20 protein-coding genes and 2 pseudogenes are annotated in these 22,888 nt (G+C 72.3%); 6 read left to right on the forward strand and 16 right to left on the reverse strand.

The window, feature by feature from the left end:
• Nucleotides 1-115: 115 nt before the first annotated feature.
• The 6 genes from AC3ETA_RS08945 to AC3ETA_RS08970 all read right to left on the reverse strand — a co-directional run bounded on the left by AC3ETA_RS08945 (nt 116) and on the right by AC3ETA_RS08970 (nt 9,061).
• Nucleotides 116-1,123: a hypothetical protein gene (locus AC3ETA_RS08945; RefSeq protein ID WP_432192267.1), complete on the reverse strand. Its 1,008-nt coding sequence runs from the start codon at nt 1,121-1,123 to the stop codon at nt 116-118.
• A 111-nt stretch (nt 1,124-1,234) separates the two neighbouring features.
• Nucleotides 1,235-3,427 (reverse strand): SWIM zinc finger family protein, encoded by a 2,193-nt coding sequence (locus AC3ETA_RS08950; RefSeq protein WP_432192334.1) that lies wholly within the window; start codon nt 3,425-3,427, stop codon nt 1,235-1,237.
• Nucleotides 3,428-3,471: 44 nt separating this feature from the next.
• Entirely contained in the window at nt 3,472-6,294 is a 2,823-nt protein-coding gene (locus tag AC3ETA_RS08955; protein WP_432192268.1) for a DEAD/DEAH box helicase, read from the reverse strand.
• A gap of 122 nt (nt 6,295-6,416) precedes the next feature.
• Complete coding sequence (locus AC3ETA_RS08960) at nt 6,417-6,995, reverse strand: sugar kinase (protein WP_432192269.1); 579 nt, start codon at nt 6,993-6,995, stop codon at nt 6,417-6,419.
• Nucleotides 6,992-8,140, reverse strand: coding sequence for an ROK family glucokinase (locus AC3ETA_RS08965; RefSeq protein WP_432192270.1), 1,149 nt, complete (start codon nt 8,138-8,140; stop codon nt 6,992-6,994). The genes AC3ETA_RS08960 and AC3ETA_RS08965 overlap by 4 nt, the downstream gene beginning before the upstream one ends.
• A 183-nt stretch (nt 8,141-8,323) precedes the next feature.
• Nucleotides 8,324-9,061 carry a GntR family transcriptional regulator gene (locus tag AC3ETA_RS08970; protein ID WP_107907907.1) on the reverse strand — a complete coding sequence of 246 codons (738 nt, stop codon included), beginning with the start codon at nt 9,059-9,061 and terminating at the stop codon, nt 8,324-8,326.
• A gap of 129 nt (nt 9,062-9,190) precedes the next feature.
• On the opposite strand from AC3ETA_RS08970, the gene AC3ETA_RS08975 reads away from it, so the two are divergent.
• Nucleotides 9,191-10,213 carry a Gfo/Idh/MocA family protein gene (locus AC3ETA_RS08975; RefSeq protein ID WP_432192271.1) on the forward strand — a complete coding sequence of 341 codons (1,023 nt, stop codon included), beginning with the start codon at nt 9,191-9,193 and terminating at the stop codon, nt 10,211-10,213.
• 98 nt (nt 10,214-10,311) lie between these two features.
• Here the strand turns inward: AC3ETA_RS08975 and AC3ETA_RS08980 are convergent.
• From AC3ETA_RS08980 to AC3ETA_RS08990, 3 genes and pseudogenes are all read right to left on the reverse strand, one after another.
• A pseudogene (locus AC3ETA_RS08980) lies at nt 10,312-10,536 on the reverse strand (cytochrome P450); the annotation flags it as partial.
• A 44-nt stretch (nt 10,537-10,580) separates the two neighbouring features.
• Complete coding sequence (locus tag AC3ETA_RS08985; RefSeq protein ID WP_432192272.1) at nt 10,581-11,261, reverse strand: response regulator transcription factor; 681 nt, start codon at nt 11,259-11,261, stop codon at nt 10,581-10,583.
• Nucleotides 11,262-11,683: 422 nt separating this feature from the next.
• Nucleotides 11,684-12,928, reverse strand: coding sequence for a sensor histidine kinase (locus tag AC3ETA_RS08990; protein ID WP_432192273.1), 1,245 nt, complete (start codon nt 12,926-12,928; stop codon nt 11,684-11,686).
• Between the two features lie 178 nt (nt 12,929-13,106).
• Between AC3ETA_RS08990 and AC3ETA_RS08995 the strand changes: the two genes are divergently transcribed.
• Nucleotides 13,107-13,307: a hypothetical protein gene (locus AC3ETA_RS08995; protein WP_432192274.1), complete on the forward strand. Its 201-nt coding sequence runs from the start codon at nt 13,107-13,109 to the stop codon at nt 13,305-13,307.
• Nucleotides 13,308-13,367: 60 nt separating this feature from the next.
• Here the strand turns inward: AC3ETA_RS08995 and AC3ETA_RS09000 are convergent, their stop codons facing one another.
• From AC3ETA_RS09000 to AC3ETA_RS09015, 4 genes and pseudogenes are all read right to left on the reverse strand, one after another.
• Nucleotides 13,368-13,754, reverse strand: coding sequence for a guanyl-specific ribonuclease (locus AC3ETA_RS09000; RefSeq protein ID WP_432192275.1), 387 nt, complete (start codon nt 13,752-13,754; stop codon nt 13,368-13,370).
• Between the two features lie 153 nt (nt 13,755-13,907).
• A complete protein-coding gene (locus AC3ETA_RS09005) occupies nt 13,908-14,534 on the reverse strand; it encodes a dihydrofolate reductase family protein (protein WP_432192276.1) in 627 nt (208 codons plus the stop codon).
• A gap of 65 nt (nt 14,535-14,599) precedes the next feature.
• Nucleotides 14,600-14,836: pseudogene (locus AC3ETA_RS09010) on the reverse strand (P1 family peptidase); the annotation flags it as partial.
• Nucleotides 14,837-14,852: 16 nt separating this feature from the next.
• Nucleotides 14,853-15,074 carry a hypothetical protein gene (locus AC3ETA_RS09015; protein WP_432192336.1) on the reverse strand — a complete coding sequence of 74 codons (222 nt, stop codon included), beginning with the start codon at nt 15,072-15,074 and terminating at the stop codon, nt 14,853-14,855.
• A gap of 131 nt (nt 15,075-15,205) precedes the next feature.
• Here AC3ETA_RS09015 and AC3ETA_RS09020 point away from each other — a divergent pair, with 131 nt between their 5' ends.
• On the forward strand, nt 15,206-15,952 hold the full coding sequence (locus tag AC3ETA_RS09020) for an SDR family oxidoreductase (protein WP_432192277.1): 747 nt from the start codon (nt 15,206-15,208) through the stop codon (nt 15,950-15,952).
• 373 nt (nt 15,953-16,325) lie between these two features.
• On the opposite strand, the gene alc is transcribed toward AC3ETA_RS09020, so the two are convergent.
• Entirely contained in the window at nt 16,326-17,441 is a 1,116-nt protein-coding gene (gene alc, locus AC3ETA_RS09025) for an allantoicase (protein ID WP_432192278.1), read from the reverse strand.
• Between the two features lie 38 nt (nt 17,442-17,479).
• The gene (allB, locus tag AC3ETA_RS09030; RefSeq protein WP_432192279.1) at nt 17,480-18,817 is read right to left on the reverse strand and encodes an allantoinase AllB; all 1,338 of its coding nucleotides are present in this window, start codon (nt 18,815-18,817) and stop codon (nt 17,480-17,482) included.
• A gap of 250 nt (nt 18,818-19,067) precedes the next feature.
• On the opposite strand from allB, the gene AC3ETA_RS09035 reads away from it, so the two are divergent.
• Nucleotides 19,068-19,862 (forward strand): IclR family transcriptional regulator, encoded by a 795-nt coding sequence (locus AC3ETA_RS09035; RefSeq protein ID WP_432192280.1) that lies wholly within the window; start codon nt 19,068-19,070, stop codon nt 19,860-19,862.
• 93 nt (nt 19,863-19,955) lie between these two features.
• On the opposite strand, the gene AC3ETA_RS09040 is transcribed toward AC3ETA_RS09035, so the two are convergent.
• A complete protein-coding gene (locus AC3ETA_RS09040) occupies nt 19,956-20,240 on the reverse strand; it encodes a DUF5955 family protein (protein WP_432192335.1) in 285 nt (94 codons plus the stop codon).
• 212 nt (nt 20,241-20,452) lie between these two features.
• Here AC3ETA_RS09040 and AC3ETA_RS09045 point away from each other — a divergent pair, with 212 nt between their 5' ends.
• Together AC3ETA_RS09045 and aceB are read left to right on the forward strand one after the other, a co-directional pair.
• Nucleotides 20,453-21,055 (forward strand): nucleotidyltransferase family protein, encoded by a 603-nt coding sequence (locus AC3ETA_RS09045; RefSeq protein ID WP_432192281.1) that lies wholly within the window; start codon nt 20,453-20,455, stop codon nt 21,053-21,055.
• A gap of 210 nt (nt 21,056-21,265) precedes the next feature.
• Entirely contained in the window at nt 21,266-22,888 is a 1,623-nt protein-coding gene (gene aceB / locus AC3ETA_RS09050; protein WP_432192282.1) for a malate synthase A, read from the forward strand.

Here is a 22,888-nt window from a genome sequence, read left to right on the forward strand (position 1 = left end):
CTCCACGCTAACGTCCGCATCCGAACACCGGCCCCACGGACCCCACGTCCTCACACCTGACTCCCGCAGATCGGCGAGGAATTCTCACACGGCCTTCACGGGACGGGGGTTCGGCTCAGCCGCGGACGGTGACGCCGTACCGGGAGCGCAGCCGCCACATCTCCCAGGCCGAGACCGCGGTCACCGACAGCGGGCCGCCCAGCACGGAGCAGAACTGGGCCACCGGCGGGCCCGCGGGCATGCCTTCACTGATCAGGTTGAAGATCGCGAGGAGCCAGACCAGGATGCCGGTGACCACGGGCGGCAGCATCGGGTGCACATGCGCGGTGTTGAAGGCGCTGCGGGCGGAGTACAGGGACGCCAGGAACAGGAACGGCAGGCCCCAGAGGATTGCGGCCATCGTGACGAGCGCGACCGGCACCACCAGCCAGGGGTTCTTGCTCTGCATGACGCCGCTGCTGCCCACGAAGTAGATGATCGCGGCGACGACGGCGAGGGACAGCAGAAACCAGCCGACCGCCTTGAGCGGGGCGTGCAGGCGCGAGCGCAGCTGCGGTCGCAGATGCGGGGGCGCGTAGTAGATGAACCCGAGGATGACCAGCGGCCCGGTGCAGATCAGCAGGAACGGCGTGACGATCGCGTTGGCGAAGCCCGCCTCCGCCGCGTTGTTCCAACGGTCCTTCTCCACGCCGTAGGCGAGGATCAGCCCGATGGTGGCCAGCACGCCGAGCACCGTGCGCACCACCTGCACCCGGTCCACGGTGCGGTCCACGATCCGGTCCCCGCTCCGGTGCACGAACAGCTTCGTGGCGACGCGGTGCGCGGAGCGCAGCAGCAGGACGGCGAGGAAGAGCGGCGAGAAGTACCAGAGGCAGCCGCGGCGGCGGGCCACCGGCACGGGACGGCCGGGCGGCGGGCCGTAGGGGTACGGGCCGGGTTGGGGGTCGGGGTACGGATTCGGGTTCGGCGGGGGCGGGCCGTAGGGGTTGCCGCCGTTGCCCGGCCCGTAGGGGCCGTTGGGCGTCGGGCCCGGTCCGTACGGGGCGCCCCAGCCCTGGCCGCCGGGTCCGTTGCCGCCCGGTTGTCCCGAGCCGGGTCCCGGACCCCATCCCCCCGTTGCCATGGCCTCTCCCGCCGTTCGTTTCCGGCCAGTTGCTGTGTGCCGCCTGGGCGACAACGCGGCAGTGTAGTTGCTCTCCGGGAAGGGCTGTCGTCGCTGCAGGGCATGGTCGGGTCAGGCTTCCGGCGGCGGGAACCCGAGGTCGTTGAGGGCGCCGGCCGGGTCGAGACCGGTGAGCGCGCCGACGGGGTCCAGGTCGGGAGTGCCGCGGGGCCACCAGTCGTCGTGGCCCGGTTCCGACTCGTACGGGTACCACAGGCCGTCGCGGCCGAGGCGGAGTTGGACATGGCCGCGGGGGTGGGTGAGGCGGTTGTGCCAGGGGCGGAAGGCCGGGAGGTCGGCGGCGAGCAGGAGGGGGCGGGCCCGGTCGAAGCGGCCGGCCGGCGGATCCCAGCGGTCTTCGAGGACGGCGAGCCCTTCGAGCCCGCCCTGCCGCCAGGCCGCGACCGCGCGGGCCAGGTCGGCCGGGGTGCGGTCGGTGGCCGCGGCCAGGGAGGCGTACAGGGCGCGGGTGGCGGCGGTCAGGCCCGAACCGGGGCGGGCGGCGGCGAGCCGTACGGCGTCCTGCCACAGGGTCAGTTCGGCGACCGGGTCACGGCCGGTGCCGAGCAGGGCGTGGGCGCGGGCGGCGGCGTCCGTCGCCAGCTGGTCCAGCGCGAAGGGGTCCGGGCCGCCCGGCGCCGCCGGGTAGACAGGGGGTTGCTCGGGGTGCGGGGGCATCGGCAGGGGTGCCGGGAGCGACGGAAGCCGGCGCGCCGGGTCCAGTGCGTCGGTGGCGCGTACGCCCGCGAGGGGCGCAGGCTGCTGTTCCTGTGCGGCCCGGGCCGCGCGGGCGGCGCTCAGCCGGGACAGCGCGTCGAGCAGCTGCCGTTCGCCGCGGCCGCGCAGCAGGAGCAGTACGAAGGGGTCGGCGTCCAGCAGGCGTGCCGTCTGGTAGCAGAGGGCGGCCGCGTGCTTGCAGGGGTGGCCCCGGTCCGGGCAGCTGCAATGGGGGTCCAGGTCGCCCGGTCCCGGCAGCAGCGGCACCCCGCAGCCGGCGAGGGACTGCGGCATCTCCTTGTCCAGCAACGCCGCGATGTGGCCGGGCCGTTCGGCGACGGCGTCCAGGAACCGCGCCCAGTCGGCGTCGTCCAGCGTCCGCAGCCGCACCTGCACACGGTACGGACGCGGACGGCTCCCCCGCACGTACGCCACCACCAGCCCCGGCGTCACGGTGATGGCATCGACATGCCCTTCCTGCGCGTAACCCCGCCCCCGCGCAAGCCGCTTGGTGTCGAGGGCGCCCTCCTCCAAGGCGGTCACCCAGGCGTTGCCCCACCAACTCTCGGCGAACCGGGTGTCGTCCGCGGGGCCGGGCCCGAAAGCCGGGAAGGTGCGCCGGAGTTCACCGTCGCGGGAAGGGGCGGCCATGGAACGGGGGACTTGGGGGGTGGGGTTGGCGGGGAGGGGCGAGGGTGCGGGCAGGGAGGCCGGTGGAGAGAAGGGGTCGTCGTCGGTGGGTGGCGCGGCGGGGGCAGCCGTCGGGTTGTGACGCGGGTGGTCGGCCGAATCGGACAGCCCGGAACCCTCGTCGCCCTCGGGAGGATCCGAGGACGGCATCAGGAAGGCACCGGCGAGCAGGCTCTGCACGTCACGGACCCGCATACGGTCGGCGGCCCGCACCGGCCGGCGGGGCGGTTCGCCTCCTCGCTGCCGGACGTCGTCGCCGCCCGCGTCCCGTCGGCGTCGGTCCCCGGCTCCGGAATGGGTCGCTGCCGCGGGCCGGCGCGGAGTACCGGCGCCCCGGCCTCTCTTGACCCCTGCCTCCGGCTCGGCCCGCCGCCGCTCCTCCAGGGCCGCGCGCAACGCCTCACGCGCCGCGTCCCCAGGGCGCGGACCGGGACGGCCGGACCTCGCAGTGGATGCCTCAGGACCGGGTTCGGACGGCGTGCCCGACAGGCCCGCCTGGGCCGAGTCCGCTTCCACGCTTGACCGATCCGTGTCCGGACCGGATGCGGGCAACGCTCCGGACAGCGGCTCCTCATGGCCTTCCGCACCGCCCGGAACATCGGCAGAGCCGACGCCCGTGCCCTCCGGACCTCGGTCACGGTCTCGGGCGGGCCGCACTGCCGCACGCGCGGCATCCCCCTGCCGGGCGACCCGCCGCTTGTCCTCACCCGCGGCCGGCCTCTCCCCCACAGCGGCCCCTTGCTCGGACTCCCGCCGCTCCCGAGCGGCCCGCAGCGCACGGCGTGCGGCATCGGCCGGTCGGTGCTCGGCGTCCTCACGCCGACTCGTCGCGTCCTCTGCCGACGGTTCGTACGGCACCTCCGGCTCCTCGCCCTCCGAGCTCCTCCGCTCCCCCGCCGCCGTCACGACTCCCTCCTGAGCGACACGAGGTCGGACAGCTCGTGGTCCGTCAGTTCGGTGAGGGCCGATTCGCCGGAGCCGAGGATCGCGTCGGCCAGGGCTCGCTTGGATTCGAGCATTTCGGCGATGCGGTCCTCCACGGTGCCCTCGGTGATGAGGCGGTGGACCTGGACGGGCTGGGTCTGGCCGATGCGGTAGGCGCGGTCGGTGGCCTGCTCCTCGACCGCCGGGTTCCACCAGCGGTCGAAGTGGACGACATGGCCGGCGCGAGTGAGGTTGAGGCCGGTGCCGGCGGCCTTGAGGGACAGGACCAGGACCGGGGCCGCGCCCTCCTGGAAGCGGTCCACCATCCGTTCGCGGTCCGGGACGGGCGTGCCGCCGTGGAGCAGTTCCACCGGGACCGCCCGGGAGGCGAGGTGGGCGGCGATCAGGCGGGCCATCCCCACGTACTGTGTGAAGACCAGCGCCGAGCCGTCCTCGGCCAGCACCGTGTCGAGCAGTTCGTCCAGCAGGGCCAGCTTGCCGGAGCGGGCGGCGAGACCGGCGGCCGGTGCCGCCGTCTGCTCCTTCAGATACAGCGCGGGGTGGTCGCAGACCTGCTTCAGGGACGTCAGGAGCTTCAGCACCAGCCCCCGGCGCGCGATGCCCTCCGCCGTCTCGATGGCGAGCAGCGATTCACGCACCACGGCCTCGTAGAGCGCGGCCTGTTCACGGGTGAGCGGGACGGGGTGGTCGGTCTCGGTCTTGGGCGGCAGTTCGGGGACGATCCCCGGGTCGGACTTCTTACGGCGCAGCAGGAACGGCCGCACCAGCCGGGCCAGCCGGGTCACCGCCTCCTCGTCCTCACCGTTCTCCACGGCACGCGCGTGCCGGGCGCGGAAGGACTTCAGCGGACCGAGCAGGCCGGGTGTCGTCCAGTCGAGCAGGGCCCAGAGCTCGGAGAGGTTGTTCTCCACCGGTGTGCCGGTCAGTGCCACGCGCGCGGGCGTCGGGATGGTGCGCAGCGCCTTCGCCGTCGCCGAGTAGGGGTTCTTGACGTGCTGTGCCTCGTCGGCCACGACCATGCCCCAGGTGTGCTCGGCCAGTGACGGTGCCGTCGACCGCATGGTGCCGTACGTCGTCAGGACGAAGCCGCCGTCCATGTCGTCCAGGGTGCGGTCCGGGCCGTGGAAGCGGCGGACGGGGACGCCGGGCGCGAAACGGGTGATCTCCCGCTGCCAGTTGCCCAGCAGGGACGCCGGGCAGACCACCAGGGTCGGGGCGGTCCGGGCACGCTTCAGATGCAGCGCGATCACCGTGATCGTCTTGCCGAGCCCCATGTCGTCGGCCAGGCAGCCGCCGAGTCCGAGGGACGTCATCAGGTCCAGCCAGGCCAGGCCCCGGAGTTGGTAGTCGCGCAGGGTGGCGTGCAGGCCCGGCGGCGCCTCGGCCGGCCGTACCCCCGCCGTGAGCCGGTCCCTCAGGGCCGCCAGTGCGCCGACCGGCACCGCCTCGACCGTCTCGCCGTCCACCTCCGCGGTGCCGGTGAGGGCGACGGACAGCGCGTCGACCGGGTCGAGCAGGCCCAGTTCGCGCTTGCGTGCCTTGCGGACGAGAGCCGGGTCGACCAGGACCCAGCTGTCCCGCAGCCGGACGACCGGGCGGTGCGCCTCGGCGAGGGCGTCCATCTCGCCCTCGGTGAGCGGGTCGCCGCCGATCGCCAACTGCCAGCGGAACTGCAGCAGTTCCTCGCTCTCGAAGAACCCGGTGCCGTCGGTCGCCGAGCCGGGTGCGGGCCGTACGATCGCCGCCGCGCTGAGGTCCTGCGCCAGGTCCCGGGGCCAGTGCACGGCCACCCCGGCCGCCGCGAGGCGAGTGGTGGCCACGCCCAGCAGGTCGCCCAACTCCTCGTCCGAGAGAGCCAGTACGTCGGGCACGTCCTGCTCGGCGAGGCGGTCGAGGGGGGCCCACACCCGGGCCGCGCGGCGCACCGCCAGAGCGGCGTCGACCCGCGCGCGTGGCCCGAAGGCGTCGTCGGCCCGACCGGCCCACAGGGCGGCCGCGTCGGCCACCAGGGTGGGGTCGGCGAGGCTGTGCACCTGGACGACGGCCGCGCCCGCGCGACGTGTGCCGTCGTCGCGGTCGTCGAAGAGGTCGTACGCGGACAGGTCCAGGCGCAGCGAGATCCGTACGCCCGCGTCCATTCCCGCCGCGACCTCGGCCGCCCAGTCGTGGGCGTCGGGCAACCGCTGGGCCTCGCGCGCGGCGAAGGGCCTCCCCGAGACGTGCGGCGCGGCCGGGGTGCGGGGCAGGGTGTCGGCGACCGCGTCCAGGAAGGCACGCATCAGCGCCTCCGGCTCGGGCAGCCGCAGCGGGCCGGGTCCGGGCAAGGGGACCGCGTGACCCTCGTGGGGCAGAGCGGCGGCGACCGCGCGCAGATGCGCGATGTCGTCGGGGTCGAGGGGGCCGGCGCGCCAGGCGTCGTGGCCGGCGGGGGTCAGGCCGGGCAGCAGCCGGCCGCGTGCGGTGAGGCGCAGGGCGTGCAGGGCGGCCGCGCCCCAGCAGGCGGTGGCGGGGTGGGCGGCCGGGTCCCGCCGCGCCCGCACGAGCAGCGGCAGGGCGTCGTCCAGGGGCAGGGTCAGCGCGGGGGCGGTCCTGCGGCGGACTCCGGCGCCATGGCGTCGTACGACGGTGAGCTCGGTGTCCTCGGCGGGCAGCGGGCCGCCCTCCGGGTCCCAGAAGGCGATCCGGCCCTCGCGCGGAAGGGGCGCGGGCAGGAAGACGGCCGCGAGCCGCACGGGGACGTCGTGCCCCGCCCTCTCGGCCACCGCGGTCATGTCGCTCATACGCCCTGTCACCTCCCGCCTGCGAGTCAGATCAACCGTCTTCGACTCTACGGGCGGGGTCTGACAATCGGCCCCGGCGGCCTGCCCTGAGCGGGGAACGCCACTCGGTGATCACGGGGGTGTCAGGGGACCGTGCGGGAAACCGCGTACACGAACGGCCGGTCCGGGTCGGACAGGTTGACGACGATGTCCTGGGTGGGCGCCGGGTTCTTCTGCTTGCGCACGAGGCCGTACCAGGGCCCGGAGTCCTTGAAGTGCCAGCCGGTGATCTTCTGGTCGCGGGCGTTGATGGTGACCTCGTCCGCCTCCAGGTCGTCCCGGTCGGCGCCGATGGACGCGAGGAAGACGTCCAGGTTGTCCTTGGTGGTCTCGAACTGGACGTAGAGACGGCTGGTCTTCCAGTTGTTCGTCTCGTAGTAGGCGACCTTGTACGACGGCAGCGGGATCGGGATCTGGTAGATCCGGCGCTGCACCCTCGACGGCCAGCCCTCGGTGAGGCCGGTCGCGGAGTACTTCGCCTCTTTGTCCTTGCCGCTGGCGCGGCTCTGGTTGGCGGAGATCACCAGGTAGCCGGCCGGCACGCCGATGAGCAGCACGATGATGAGCAGGGTGAGCGCCCGGCGGCGGATCCGGTGGCGACGGCCCTCGGGCTCGGACCGGTCGTCCGGCGAGTCGGCCTTGCGGGGTACGGACACGGTCACGCCGACCCCTGGGACGTCCTGCGGGCCTCCGCGAACCGCGCGTAGCGCTCGTAGCGCTCCACCCTGCGCCGGTTGGCGCGCCGGAACCGGCGGGCGACCAGGCGGGCCAGGTCGGCGGCGCCGACCATGCCGGCCTCGGGGCCGAGCTGGGCGCGGGTGATGCGGGCCTCGGGGCGGTAGCCGCGGCCGGTGAGGTGGCGTTTGAAGGCGTCCCGCGCGGGGCCGATCAGCAGGTCGTCGGCGGCCGACACACCGCCGCCGATGACGAAGCAGGAGGGGTCCAGGGCGGCCGCGAGGTTGGCGATGCCGACGCCGAGCCACTGGCCGATGTCCTGGAGCAGCTCGATGCACATCGCGTCGCCCTCGCGGGCCAGTTCGGTGATCATCGGGCCGGTGATGTCGCCGATCTGGCCCTTGACGTGCTCGATGATCCCGTACGCCACCGGCGAGTCGGCGGCGGCCAGCTCCTTCGCCTCGCGCACCAGCGCGTTGCCGGAGCTGTACTGCTCCCAGCAGCCGCGGTTGCCGCACGGGCAGCGGTGGCCGCCGGGCACGACCTGCATATGGCCGAACTCGCCGGCGACGCCGTACTTGCCCCGCTTGACCTGCCCGTCCTCCAGGATCGCGCCGCCGATGCCGGTGCCCAGGGTGATCATGACGAGGTGGTCCTCGCCACGGCCGGCGCCGAAGCGCCACTCGGCCCAGGCGGCGGAGTTGGCGTCGTTGTCGACCAGCACGGGTACGGCGAGCCGGCCGGCCAGGCGGTCGCGCAGGGGCTCGTTGCGCCAGGACAGATGGGGCGCGAACAGGACGCGGTTGCGGTCCGCGTCGACCCAGCCGGCCGCGCCGATGCCGACGGCGTGCACGTCGTGGCGGTCGGACAGGTCCAGTACCAGTTCGACGATGGTGTCCTCGACGACCTTCGGACTCTTGGACTTGTCCGGGGTCTCCGCACGGACCTTCTCCAGGATGTTGCCGTCGGCGTCCACGACGCCCGCCATCACTTTGGTGCCACCGATGTCGATGCCCACGGTGGGGACTCTGGGCGCCGTCAGGTGTGAGCGGCGCTCTCTGGGGCCGACCGTCCTCAGAACGGGGGCCCGCCGTGAGCCGATGGGGGCGGTGAAGTCGCGGTAGGTGCTCATCAGGGCCGATTCTGCCTCACCGCCGGTACGGGTGCCGTACGGGGAAACAATGGGGTGGTTCACGTCATACGCCGCGTGCGGGTCGTTTGTGGCCGCTCGCGCCGTTCCCCGCGCCCCTCGGGAGCACTCACAACACGGGCGTTGCGTTGTCCTGACATTGCAACGTACCAAGCGGTCTGTCGTTCACGACCGCACGAGCAGCTGGAACTCGAAGGAGTAGCGGCTCGGGCGGTACGTGTGTGTGCCGTACTCCACCGCGCGGCCCGTGTCGTCGAACGTCACGCGCTGCATCGTGAGCAGCGGGGCACCCTCCTCCTCGGCCAGACGTTCGGCCTCGGCGGCGGTGGCGGCGCGGGCGCCGATCGTCTGGCGGGCGCTGTGCAGGGTGATACCGGCGGCGCGCATCAGCCGGTACAGCCCGGTGGCCTCCAACTGCGCGGTGTCCAGGCCGAGCAGACCGGGCGGCAGGTAGTTGCACAGGTACGCCATCGGCTCGCCGTGTGCCAGGCGCAGCCGCTCGATCCGGTGCACGTCGCTGTCCTCGGCCACCCCGAGCGCCGCCGCGACCTCGGCGGACGCCGGGACGACGGTGTTGACGATCACCCGGGTCGCGGGGCGCTGACCGGCCGACTCCAGGTCGTCGTAGAGGCTGCTGAGCTCCAGCGGGCGCTTGACCTGGCTGTGCACGACCTGGGTCCCGACGCCCCGGCGGCGCACCAGCAGGCCCTTGTCCACCAGCGACTGGATGGCCTGGCGGACCGTGGGACGGGACAGGCCGAGGCGCGCGGCGAGCTCGATCTCGTTGCCCAGCAGGCTGCCGGGCGTGAGTGCTCCGTGCTCGATCGCGGCTTCGAGCTGCTGGGACAGCTGGAAGTACAAGGGCACCGGACTGCTCCGGTCCACGCTGAGCTCGAGTTCCACGGTCGGGTCCTGTTCTGGTTTCGGCACGGGCCGACTGTAGCTCTACGCGTTGTTGACGGGAAGTCGTGTAGTTTGATTGTCCGGACATTTGCATTGACAGCGTACGCACTGAACCCGCACTTTGTTTCCATGCGCATCGGGGTCATCGGTACGGGCCGCATCGGCAGGATCCACGCCAACACGCTCAGCCGTCATCGCGACGTCGGCTCCTTGATCCTCACGGACGCGGACGCCTCGCGCGCCCAGGAGCTGGCCCACCGGCTGGGCGAGACCGCGGCGCCCGGCGTGGACGAGATCTTCCGGTGGGGCGTGGACGCGGTGGTGATCACCACGGCGACGTCGGCCCATGCCGAACTGATCGGCCGGGCGGCCCGGGCGGGACTCCCGGTGTTCTGCGAGAAGCCCATAGCCCTCGACCTGCCGGGCACCCTGCACGCGATCGGGGAGGTGGAGACCGCCGGGACGATCCTCCAGATGGGCTTCCAGCGGCGCTTCGACGCGGGCTACGAGGGCGCCCGCGAGGCGGTGCGCTCCGGCCGGCTCGGGCGGCTGCACACGGTGCGGGCGCTGACCAGCGACCAGGCGCCGCCGCCGGCCGACTGGCTGCCGCTGTCCGGCGGGCTGTACCGGGACACGCTGATCCACGACTTCGACGTGCTGCGCTGGGTGACCGGGCGCGAGGTCGTCGACGTGTACGCGGCCGGGTCCGACGCCGGGCCCGCGATGTTCCGTGAGGCGGGCGACGTGGACACCGCCGCGGTGGTCCTCACCATGGACGGCGGCACGCTCGCCACGGCCACGGCGACCCGGCTGAACGGCGCCGGGTACGACGTGCGCATGGAACTGGCCGGTGAGCTGGACACGGTCGTGGTCGGGCTGGACGACCGTACGCCGGTGGCGTCCACCGAGCCGACGGGGCCACCCGCGGCGGACAAGCCGTGGCCGGGGTTCCTGGAGCGGTTCGGGCCCGCGTACGAGGCGGAGCTGAACGCGTTCGTGGAGGTCGTGCGCGGCGAGCGGGCCAACCCCTGTGACGGCCGGGAGGCCTTGCAGGCGCTGCGGATCTCGGAGGCGTGCGAGCTGTCGAGACGCGACCGAAGACCGGTCGCCGTCGCCGAACTGCCGGGTGGGACCCAGAACACCGCGATGTGAGGGCGAGCCCCCGAGGAGTCCCCGCGGCGCGTGCCTCTACCACCGCACCGGCAGGCTCCGCACCTCACGTATCAGCACCCCCGGCAGCCACTGCCCCGGAGGAAGGTCACCCCGATCCTGCTGCCGTCCTTGAGGAGTCTGGGGTCGGCGAGCGCCGCGCGGGCCTCCTCGTGCCCGACGACGAGCCAGGTCTCGTGGTGCGCGTCGGGCTTCTGGAGCCGCACCCGGTGCACCGGGCCCTCGGCACGCAGCCGCGCGTACACGGGGTGCGGGTCCGTGCGGAACCCGTCGCCGAGCTCCCCGAGGTCGATCACTTCCACCATGACGCTCCCCCTCCCACCGCACCGAGAACGCACGGCATCCCGCACTAGTGCCCGTTGTCCTCCATTTCCTCCAGCAACCCCGCGTCGTACGCCAACAGGGCGATCTGGACACGGTTGTTGAGGCCGAGCTTGGCCAGGACGCGCGAGACGTGGGTCTTGACGGTGGCGACGCTCATGAACAGTTCGGAGGCGACGTCGGCGTTGGAAAGGCCCCGGCCGACCGCGACGGCCACCTCGCGTTCGCGGTCGTTGAGGGCGCTGAGCCGCGCGCGTGCGCGCGTGCGGCGGGTGTCGGCGGCGGAGCCCGCGGCGTGGTCCATCAACTGCCGTGTCACGGTGGGCGACAGGACCGGGTCGCCGGCCGCGACGCGGCGCACGGCGGCGACGATCTCGGCGGGCGGGGTGTCCTTGAGCACGAACCCGGCGGCCCCGGCACGCAGGGCGCGCAGCACCTGGTCGTCGGCGTGGAAGGTGGTCAGCAGCACCACCTGCGGGGCGTCCTTCCTGCCGCGCAGCCGCTCCGTGGCCGTGAGGCCGTCGACCGACGGCATCCGGATGTCCATCAGCACCACGTCCGGCCGGGTGCGGTCGACCAGCGCCTCGACCTCGGAGCCGTCGGACGCCTCGCCGACGATCTCGATGTCGTCGGCGCCGCCCAGCATGAAGGACAGGCCGGCCCTGACCAACGGGTCGTCGTCGACGAGGAGGAGCCTGATCGCAGTCATGTGCCTTACGTAATCACGGTTGCACGGAGTTCGGGGTGCCGGACCGCGTGGAGTGCCCATTGCCTTGTGGGTCATGCCGGAACGTCGGCGCCGAGCCTGGCAGCAGCCCAACCCGGGCCGCAGCTCGACTATCACAATTACCTTCCGGGTAGAGCCCGAACTGGGCTCGTGGCCTCCGGGGCCGGTATGGCTCTTTGCCCCTGTCGTTGATGATCCGGGGGGGTGCTGCCGCCGGTCCTGGCGGCACCGGGTGGTCGCTGATGGAAGCGTGTCCGCCTTGCGGCAGGGCTGCGTAATGTGGCTGCCGATCTCCGGTGCCCCCCGGGGGACGCGTCGACGGGCGGTACCCGCTGCGGCGCCGCGCGCGCAACAGCACGCGGCGGAGGGGCCGTTGGGCTTCGCACGCCATGGCTCCCCGAGCGTCACGCCCACGGCAGCCGGCCCCGCACCTCGAAGCCCCCGTCCGCCGCGGGCCCGTGCTCCAGCCGCCCTCCTGCGAGCGTGGCCCGCTCGGTGAGACCGATCAGGCCCTGACCCGAGCCGGGAACGTGCGGGACCCGGCCCTCGGGCGCGGGATTGCGCACCGCGACCGACAGGCCCTCGCCCGGTGCGCCGGTCACCGTCACCGTGACCTCGGCGCCCGGGGCGTGCTTGCGGGCGTTCGTCAGGCCCTCCTGGGCGATGCGGTAGGCGGTGCGGCCGACGGAGGACGGTACGGCGCCCGGATCGGTGACGCGCTGGACGAGGGTGACCTTCATGCCGGCCTCGCGGGACTCGGCGACCAGCGCCTCCAGGGCCGCGAGGGTCGGCTGCGGGCGGCCGCCGTCGTCGGCCTCGCCGGCGCGCAGCACGCCGATGATCTCCCGCAGGTCCTGGAGTGCCTCGTGGGAGCTCTCCCGGATCACGCCGGCCGCCCGCTGGATCTCCTCGCGGGGCGCGTCGGGCCGGAACTCCAGGGCGCCCGCGTGCACGCTGAGCAGCGTCAGCCGGTGCGCGAGGACGTCGTGCATCTCCCGGGCGATGGCCTCGCGCGCGAGTCGCTGCGCCTGCTCGGCGCGCAGGACGGCCTCGGTCTCGGCCCGCAGGGCGCGGTCGCGCAGGCTCAGCATGAGCTGCCGTTTCGACCGTACGAACATGCCCCAGCCGACGATCGCCCCCGTCACCAGCACGCCGAAGACGAGCGCCCAGACGTACGGCACGTCGGGGTCGGGGCGCAGCCAGAAGAACACCGGGACCAGCGCCAGTTGCGCCACTGCCACCCAGGCGACGTACCGGAAGGGCCGGTGCACGGCGAGCGTGAACAGGGCGACCACCGCCGCGCCGCCCGCGGTGTTCGAGACGAAACCGACCGGGATCATCGCGACGGCGAGCCCGAGGGGCCAGCGGCGCCGCAGCCACACCGCGGCGCACGAGAGGGCGCCCAGCACCTGGTCGAAGGTGGCGTAGCCGTCCGGCAGGTCCTCGTTGCGCAGTGTGTCGGCGGCCAGCAGCCCGATGAACACCGCGAGCAGGAAGCAGCAGAAGTCGACCACCCAGTCGCGTGCCGTGCGCCGGGTGCGCCCGGAGCGTCCGGGGTCGAGTCCGAGCTCCTTCACCAGGGCGGACGGCAGCAGCCAGCGCGGCCCCGCGAACGCCTGCGGGGCGTGCTCCTGCTTGTCACCACTCACGGTCGACAAATCTACGCAGCGAGGGGCACCGATGCGCCTCCGCGGGCGCGATCGCCGACCAAAGTCTCGGCATCGCCGACTTTGGACGCACCGGTCTCTGCGGAAGGCGGACTTCCGGCGGTCATGCCTCGCCCCGCGGCCGATTGGTGTGGGGGGACCGCGGGGCGAGAGTCAGGACATGAAGCAGTTGCTGGAGGTTCTCGGATTCATCGCCCTGGTGCAGGGCATCGCCGGTCTGGTGCACGAGTTCACCGACTGGAAGTGGGGCCTCGTGCAGCGGGTCGGCTTCCTCGACGGCTACGAGATCTACGCGAGCGTCGCTCTGCTCGTGCTGGCGTTCGCGCTGTTCGCCGCCGCCGAGAGCCGGAAGTCCGGCTGAATCCGGACCGGACTTCCGGCCGGTCGCGCCGCTGCTCGGCGTCGACCGTGGCCCGCGGACTCAGCAGCCGTGGTCGACCAGGTCGAACGACTCGTAGTGGTCGGCCGTGTAGTAGTCCTCCTGGTTCTCCTCACCGGTGACGATCCGGCGAGCTCCGCGTGTGGGGGAGCCGGGAGTGATGACCGTGTACTCGTGGTAGTACCCGGCCGACTGGCTCGGCAGGATGCCTTCCCGGTTCTGGAAGACGGTGCCGTCCTGGTCGTACGGGAAGGGACCGCCCTGCTCGATGAGGTCGAGCGTGTCGTGCGCCTGGGCGGGCAGGTCGCTGTAACAGATGCTGCCCACGGCCGCGGCGGCCGGAGTGGCGGTGACGGTGCCACCGACGAGGAGGGCGGACAGGACGGCGGCTGCGGCGCCGATGCGAGCGATTCGTGGGGGGAATCTCATGGCTTCATGATGACGCGCGTAGACAGTGGCATGTCAATGTCAAGAAGGGGGATTTTCCCTTCGAGTCCGATGAGTTCTCGGGAAGTTAACGTGCGCCCCGACGCTCTCACCCGATCTCCATGAGGCCGTGCGAGAGCGCCGACGTGGGGTGTCTCACGCATTCTCGGGAAGTTCGAACGTGCCGTACTCGGGGCGGCCCGCCAGGTCGTAGGAGTTGATGGCGACGCCCTTGCTCGTGCTGCTGCCACCGGTGTGCTTGAAGGCGGTCGGCACGGCGCCCTCGGTGAACAGCCGGTGGCCCGAGCCGAGCACGACCGGGAAGGTCAGCAGGTGCAGGGTGTCCACGAGACCGAGGGCCAGCAGCGAACGGACGAGGGCGCCGCTGCCGTGCACCTGGAGCTCGCCGTCGGTGCGGTCCTTGAGGGCGGTGACCTCCTTGCCGAGGTCGCCGCTGACCACGGTGGTGCCGGCCCACCCGGGGTCGGTCAGCGTGGAGGAGGCGACGTACTTCGGCAGCGCGTTGAGCTTGGCGGCGACCGGGTCGGCGGGGTCGGTCACCTTCGGCCAGTACGAGGCGAAGATGTCGTACGTACGCCGCCCGAGCAGGAAGGCCGCCGGGCGCCCGAAGACCCCGGCGATGAACTTCCCGAAGTCGTCGTCGGCGTACGGAAAGACCCAGCCGCCGTGCTCGAAGCCGCCGCGGGTGTCCTCCTCCCGGCCGCCGGGCGCCTGGTAGACGCCGTCGAGGGTGACGAAGAGGGTGGAGACGAGCTTGCCCATGACGAGTGCCTCTTTCCGAAGTGGCGTCTTCTGTCATGAGCTCAGACCCCGCCGGCACCCGCAACTCATCGGTGGGCCGGCTGCCGCAGCAGGGCGAGCAGCCCTTCCGCCGGCAGCGCGTGGCGCGTACGGCCGCCGGGGCCCGTGGTCGTGGTGGCGGTCAGCAGGGCGTTGAGGACCGCCTCCTCCACCGCGTCGAGCACGGCGGTGAAGAGCGTGTCGTCGGGCGCGAGGGCGGGCCCTGCCGGACTGCCCGTCGGCCGGGTGCCGAAGGCGATGCCGTAGTCGCCGCTGCCGTGAGCGCCCTGCTCGCGGTCGTCACCTCCGGCGGCCGCGTGCCGACCAGCCGCTGCCGACGCCCGCCAGTTGGAGGGCCAGCACCATGAGGCCGAGCAGCATGATGTTGGTGGAGGTGAAGGTGTCGTTGGTCGAGATGTCCGCCGCGTTGATCAGGAAGGCTATGAAGAACAGGACTGCGGAAGCTATGGCCAGCACGATGTCCGCCCTTTCGTCGACGCCGGCCGATGCGCCGGTCGCCATCCGGATGCCCCGAACCCGCCCGAGCATGCGGCGGGGCGACGGGCTGGCCTTCGACGGGCGCCGCGACCCCGCCGGGACTCGGTGTCCGTTCGCCGCCAGCATCACCGTCCGCGCGGAGCTGGGATGGACTCATGACAACCACTTACGGAACTCTGCACGGCAAGGTCGCCCTGGTCACCGGGGGCAGCCGCGGCATCGGCGCGGCCACGGCACTCCGGCTGGCTCGGGAGGGCGCGGACGTCGCCGTGACGTACGTGCACGGCAAGGAGGCGGCCGAGGAGGTCGTACGGGCCGTCGAAGCCCTGGGCCGGCGGGCCGTGGCGCTCCGGGCGGACGCCGGTGACGCGGAGGAGGCGCAGGGCGCTGTGGACCGTGCCGCCGAGGCGCTCGGGGGCCTGGACGTGCTGGTGAACAACGCCGGCATCGGTGTGCTTGGCCCGCTGGAGGGTCTGTCGCTCACCGATGTGGACCGGGTCCTCGCGGTGAACGTCCGGGGCGTCTTGCTGACGTCACGGGCGGCGGCCGCCCGCATGGCCGCCGGGGGCCGCATCATCACCATCGGCACCTGCATGACCCAGCGGGTGCCCGGTCCCGGCGGCACGCTCTACGCGACGAGCAAGTCGGCCCTCATCGGCCTGACGAAGGCGCTGGCCCGCGAGCTGGGCCCGCGCGGCATCACGGCGAACATCGTCCATCCCGGTCCCATCGACACGGACATGAACCCGGCCGACGGCCCGTTCGCGTCCGGCCAGGCGGCCATGACCGCGCTGGGCCGCTTCGGCACGGCCGACGAGGTGGCGTCGACGGTCGCGTACCTGGCCGTGGCGGACTACGTCACGGGTACGGAGTTCGCGGTGGACGGGGGCCACGCGGCGTGAACGGACGTGGGGCGCACCGGTGCTGTCCGGCCGGTGCGCCCCACGGGTCCGGGAGTGCCGATGCCGTCCGGCCGGCACGCCTCACGGGTTCGGGCGCACCGACGCCGTCCGGCCGATACACCCCACAGGTTCGGGCGCACCGACGCCATCCGACCGATACACCCCACAAACTCAGGCGCACCGACGCCGTCCGGCCGATACACCCCACAGGCTCGGGCACACCGACGCCATCCGACCGATACACCCCACGGGTCCGGGCACACCGACGCCATCCGACCGATACACCCCACAAACTCAGGCGCACCGACGCCATCCGGCCCGCCTCACGGAATCAGGCGCGCCGGTGCCCTGCGACCCGTGCGCGCCGGCGGGTTCAGCCGCCCAGCTCCTGGTGGCGTGCCGCCAGCCCCGCCGCGCCCTGCTCGGTCAGGGAGCCGTGCAGGCGCAGGCGGGCGATGCCGCCGTCCGGGTAGATGTCCACGCGCGCGTGCGTGCCCACGGCCGGGGTCGGCAGGACGAAGCGGTGGTTGGTGTCGGGCTGGAGGCGGGTGCGGGGCAGGACCTCCGTCCACTCACCGTCCTCGCCGTCCTTCACCGACACCGACGCCCAGCCCGCGCTGTTGCCCTTCAGGTACGCCGTGTCGATCTCGACGGCCCGGATCCGGGACTGCGCCACCAGCCGGTAGCTGATCCAGTCGTTGCCCCGGTCGCGGCGCCGGCGGGTCTCCCAGCCGTCGTCCATCTTGCGGGAGCGCCCCGGCTGGATGGTGTTCGTGGCAGGCGAGTAGAACAGGTTGGAGGCGTTCTCGACCTGGCCGCCGTTCTCCAGGGCGACCACGTCGAAGGTGCCCAGCACCGACAGCCACTCGGGGTCGGGTACGACCTCGCCGTGCACGCGCAGACGGGCGATGCCGCCGTCGGGGTGCTGGTTGACGCGCAGGTGGGTGAAGCGCTGCTCGGCCAGGACGGCGAAGCCGTTCGCCGCGTGACCGCCGACCGGCGTGCGCGGGACCAGTGTCGTCCACTTGACGTCGTCGCCGAGCAGTTCCTCGGGGGACGGCGAACCCGGTACGGACGCGCCCTCGACGGACACCGCCTGCGGGTAGTTGCCGCGGAAGTGGGCCGTGTCGACGACGATGCCGCGGATCACGCCGGGCGCGCCGAGGCGCACCAGGGCCCAGTCGTGGTCCTCGGCCGTCGGCCACGGGTGCTCGGACGAGGCACCGCGGCGGCGCCTCGTCTCCCAGCCGTCCATGATCTTGCCCTTGTGCCCGAAGTGCTCGGGGTCGAACTCGGCCCGCTCGGGCACCAGCAGGTTCTCCCGCTGGGCGAAGAACTCGTCGTTGGCGGCGATGACTCCGGCACCCAGCCGGCGGTCGGCGAGGTTGGCGTACTGGGTGAACGGGAAGTCGGCGGTGCGGTAGTCCGCGTACGGGTCGCCGCCGCCGTAGGGGTTCGCGTCGCCGGTGAAGCTGGGTATCGCCGTCACGGTGATCAGTTCTGCCTTTCGAGATCGATGGGTGGGATTCAGTTGGTCCGGGTGAGGAGTCGCCCCTTCGGGTCGGTGAACTCGCCGTCCGCGACGATGCGTTCGCCGCGCAGCCAGGTGGACTTCACGACGCCGTACAGGGTCTTGCCGGCGTACGCCGTCACGCGGTTGCGGTGCTGGAGGGCGGCCGGGTCCACGGTGAAGGTCTCGTCGGGTGCGAGGACCGCGAAGTCGGCGTCGCGGCCGGCCTCGATGGCGCCCTTCCGGTCCAGTCCGACGAGCTGCGCCGTCCGCGCGGACATCCAGCGCACCACGTCCTCCAGGCCGTGCCCGCGCCTGCGGGCCTCGGTCCAGACGGCCGCCAGGCTCAGCTGCAGCCCGGAGATGCCGCCCCAGGCGGTGGCGAAGTCGTCGGTCTTCAGGTCGGCCGTGGAGGGCGAGTGGTCGGTCACCACGCAGTCGACGGTGCCGTCGGCCAGCGCCTGCCACAGCAGGTCCTGGTTGGCGGACTCGCGGATCGGCGGGCAGCACTTGAACTCGCTGGCGCCGTCCGGGACTTCCTCGGCGGTCAGGGTGAGGTAGTGCGGGCAGGTCTCGACGGTGATCCGTACGCCGTCCCGCTTGGCCTCGGCGATCAGCGGCAGCGCGTCGCTGGAGGAGAGGTGGAGCACGTGCACCCGCGCGTCGAGCCGCTTGGCCTGCGCGATCAGCTGGGCGATCGCGGTGTCCTCGGCGTCGCGCGGACGCGAGGCGAGGAAGTCGGCGTACTTGGGGCCGCCGTGCTGCGGGGCGGCGTCGAGGTGATGGGGGTCCTCGGCGTGCACGATCAGCAGGCCGCCGAAGGAGGTGATCTCCGCCAGGGACCGGGCGAGCCGGTCCTGGTCGAGATGCGGGAACTCGTCCACGCCGGACGGCGACAGGAACGCCTTGAAGCCGAAGACGCCGGCCTCGTGCAGCGGGCGCAGGTCCTTGACGTTGTCGGGCAGGGCACCGCCCCAGAAGCCGACGTCGATGTGCGCCTTGTCGGCGGCGACCTTCTGCTTGACGCGGAGGTTGTCGACCGTCGTGGTCGGCGGGAGGGAGTTGAGCGGCATGTCGACGAGGGTGGTGATACCGCCGGCCGCCGCGGCGCGCGTGGCGGTCCAGAAACCCTCCCACTCCGTGCGGCCCGGGTCGTTGACGTGCACGTGCGTGTCGACCAGGCCGGGCAGCAGGACGTCGTCGCCGAGGTCCACCAGCCGGGCGCCGGACGGGACTTCGGCGTCGTGGCCGAGTACGGCCGTGATCTTGCCGGCGGAGACCGCGACCGAGGCGGCCCGTGTCCCCTCCGGGGTGATGACGCGCGTCGAGCGCAGCACCAGTTCAGCGTCGGACACCCGGACCCCTCTCTGCCGCCCCTTGACTTCCGCTCAGCAGAATTCAACGTTCTGTTGAAGGAGTCTTCACTCCCGTTCCGGTGCCGTCAAGGGCACACTTCTCCACAATGCACCCGTGCGACACTCTCTGGACGTTTCCACAAAGCGGAATTATGATTCCGTCAAGCAGAACGTAGCTACGCACAACCAGGGAGTCAACCGACCGACGGGTAGGCTTCAGCCCTTCCACCGGTCCCGAAAGGAACGCGCCGTGCCGACGTCCAGCGCCAGCACCACCGACACCGCCAAGCCCAACGGCGGCGGCGTCCAGTCCCTCGAGCGCGCCTTCGACCTGCTCGAGCGGATGGCGGACGCGGGCGGCGAGGTGGGCCTCAGTGAGCTGTCCGCGAGCAGCGGGCTGCCGCTGCCCACCATCCACCGTCTGATGCGCACGCTCGTGGCCTGCGGATACGTCCGCCAGCAGCCCAACCGCCGCTACGCCCTCGGCCCCCGCCTGATCCGCCTCGGCGAGTCGGCCTCCCGGCTCCTCGGCACCTGGGCCCGCCCCTACCTCGCCCGACTGGTCGAGGAGACCGGCGAGACGGCGAACATGGCCCTGCTCGACGGCGACGAGATCGTCTACGTCGCCCAGGTGCCGTCCAAGCACTCGATGCGCATGTTCACCGAGGTCGGCCGGCGTGTGCTGCCGCACTCCACCGGCGTCGGCAAGGCGCTGCTCGCCTCCTTCCCGCCGGAGGAGGTACGGGCGCTGCTGTCCCGTACGGGGATGCCGGCCGCCACGGAGAAGACGATCACCACGCCGGACGGCTTCCTCGCGGCCCTGGAGGACGTACGGCGCACCGGCTACGCGGTCGACGACAACGAACAGGAGGTCGGGGTCCGCTGCCTGGCGGTCTCCGTCCCCGACTCCCCCACCGCGGCGGCCATCTCGATCTCGGGTCCGGCCGGCCGGGTCACCGAGGCGGCCACGGAGAAGATCGTCCCGGTGCTCCAGCAGGTCGCCCACGAACTGTCCGAGGCCCTGGCCACCCAGAACCAGGCCTGACGGAGGCGCAGCGCCCGGCGGGCAGGACACACGGCGAGCGCGCCGTCACGCCGCCCTGCGCCCAGCGGTTCACGCTCCGGCGTCGACCTTGGGCTAGCGGCGTGGTTCGCCGAACATCTCCACCGCGTCGCGCACTTGGGTCAGACCCGGGGACAGGGCGCTCACCGAGCCGATCGCCCCCGCGATCAGCAGCAGGGACCTCCGCAGTCGAGGCGTCTCCGGTGCTCCCGTGACCGCCATCGCGGCCAGTGCGGCGAGTTCGTCCTCGGCGATGGCGCGGTCCGGGAACTCAGCGGGATGCGCGGCGAGTTCGCGGCGCAGACGGGACACCGCCGACCGCAGTGCCGCCACCCTCGAGTCCTCGTCGCTGCCCGTCACCGGCCTCTGCCCCAAGCTCCGCAACAAAGCTCCCCCTCGCACGCCGTTGTGCGCCAGCCACCGCGCAATCCCCGCCGAGCACCCCTGGCGCAGCTCGGGCGCCGGGGACGCCGGTCAGTAAACGCCACCCGTTGCCGAAGCGCCACCACGCGGACGGAAATTCAGTCGTTGGGAGTCGGGGCGCTCGCGCGGGTGTCAGGTATGCAGGACGCATGACTGAGAAAGAAGCCCCTGCGGTCGCCGGCCTGCTCCTCGCGGCCGGCGGCGGACGACGCCTCGGCGGACGCCCCAAGGCCCTGCTCCCGCACCGCGGCCGACCGCTCGTCGAGCACGCCGCCGGGGTGCTGCGCACGGCCGGCCTGACCCGCGTGCACGTGGTGCTGGGGGCGCGCGCCGCCGACGTACGCGAACAGGCGGAACTCGGCGACTGCGTACTGGTGGAGAACCCGGACTGGGCCGGCGGGATGGGCTCTTCGCTGCGCGCCGGGCTCGATTCGCTGACCGGCACGGGGGCGAGGGCGGCGCTCGTCTCGCTCGTCGACCAGCCCGGCATCGGACCCGGGGCCGTGGCGCGGGTACTCGCCGCGTACGAGAACGAGACGTCACTGGTCTCGGCCGCCTACGACGGGGTACGCGGGCATCCGGTCCTGTTCGGCGCGGCCCACTGGGCCGGCATCGCGGCGACCGCGACCGGCGATCAGGGAGCACGCGCCTACCTCAAGGAGCACCGGGAGTCGATCACGCTCGTCGAGTGCGGGGACGTGGCACAGCCGTACGACATCGACACGGAGGCCGACCTGAGCCACCTTGAGTGAGCGGGGTGGCACCGAGCGCCACCTTGCCTCGACTCAGAGAATCTCGATATCAACAAACCATTGAACTTCCACCATGAGGAAACTAGTATCCACTGCTCAGAAGCGCCTGACCGCTCCAAAGGCGCCATCAGCCGTTCCCGGGAAGACTGGCACCCGGTGCCAGAAGCTCGACAGCTCGTCCACGTAGCTCGCTGAAGGAAGTGACAGCTCATGTCCGCACCAGCGCCGTCCCCGCTGGCCATCGTCGACGCCGAGCCCCTGCCGCGGCAGGAGGAGGTCCTCACGGAGCCGGCCCTCGCCTTCGTGGCCGAGCTGCACCGCCGGTTCACGCCCCGGCGTGACGAACTCCTCGCCCGCCGCGCCGAGCGCCGCGCCGAGATCGCCCGCACCTCCACGCTCGACTTCCTCCCGGAGACCGCCGCGATCCGCGCGGACGACTCCTGGCGGGTGGCCCCGTGCCCGCCCGCGCTCCAGGACCGCCGGGTCGAGATCACCGGCCCCACCGACCGCAAGATGACCATCAACGCCCTCAACTCGGGCGCGAAGGTCTGGCTCGCCGACTTCGAGGACGCTTCCGCCCCCACCTGGGAGAACGTCGTCCTCGGCCAGGTCAACCTGAGCGACGCGTACACCCGGAACATCGACTTCACCGACGAGAGGTCCGGCAAGTCGTACGCCCTCAAGGACGCCGACGAGCTCGCGACCGTCGTCATGCGCCCGCGCGGCTGGCACCTGAACGAGCGTCACCTCCAGGTCGACGGCGTGCCGGTGCCCGGCGCCCTCGTCGACTTCGGTCTGTACTTCTTCCACAACGCCCAGCGCCTGCTCGACCTCGGCAAGGGCCCGTACTTCTACCTGCCGAAGACGGAGTCGCACCTGGAGGCCCGCCTCTGGAACGACGTGTTCGTCTTCGCGCAGGACCATGTCGGCATCCCGCAGGGCACCGTCCGCGCGACCGTCCTGATCGAGACGATCACGGCGGCGTACGAGATGGAGGAGATCCTCTACGAACTGCGCGACCACGCCTCGGGGTTGAACGCCGGCCGCTGGGACTACCTGTTCTCCATCGTCAAGAACTTCCGTGACGGCGGCGCCAGGTTCGTCCTGCCGGACCGCAACGCGGTCACGATGACGGCCCCGTTCATGCGGGCGTACACCGAACTCCTCGTCCGCACCTGCCACAAGCGCGGCGCGCACGCGATCGGCGGCATGGCTGCGTTCATCCCGTCCCGCCGGGACGCCGAGGTCAACAAGGTGGCCTTCGAGAAGGTCCGCGCCGACAAGGACCGCGAGGCCGACGACGGCTTCGACGGCTCCTGGGTCGCCCACCCCGACCTGGTCCCGATCGCCATGGAGTCCTTCGACAAGGTCCTCGGCGACAAGCCGAACCAGAAGGACCGGCTGCGCGAGGACGTCCACGTCGAGGCGGCCGACCTCATCGCGATCGACTCCCTGGACGCCAGGCCGACGTACCCGGGTCTGATCAACGCCGTCCAGGTCGGCATCCGCTACATCGAGGCCTGGCTGCGCGGTCTCGGCGCGGTCGCCATCTTCAACCTCATGGAGGACGCGGCCACCGCGGAGATCTCCCGCTCCCAGATCTGGCAGTGGATCAACGCGGGCGTCGAGTTCGAGAACGGCGAACACGCCACGCCGGAGCTGGCCCGCAAGGTCGCCGCCGAGGAACTGGCGAACATCCGCGCCGAGATCGGCGAGGAGGCCTTCGCGGCCGGCCACTGGCAGCAGGCCCACGACCTGCTCCTGGAGGTCTCCCTCGACGAGGACTACGCGGACTTCCTGACGCTGCCCGCCTACGAGCGGCTCAAGGGCTGA

This window comes from Streptomyces sp. bgisy027 (assembly GCF_057710365.1).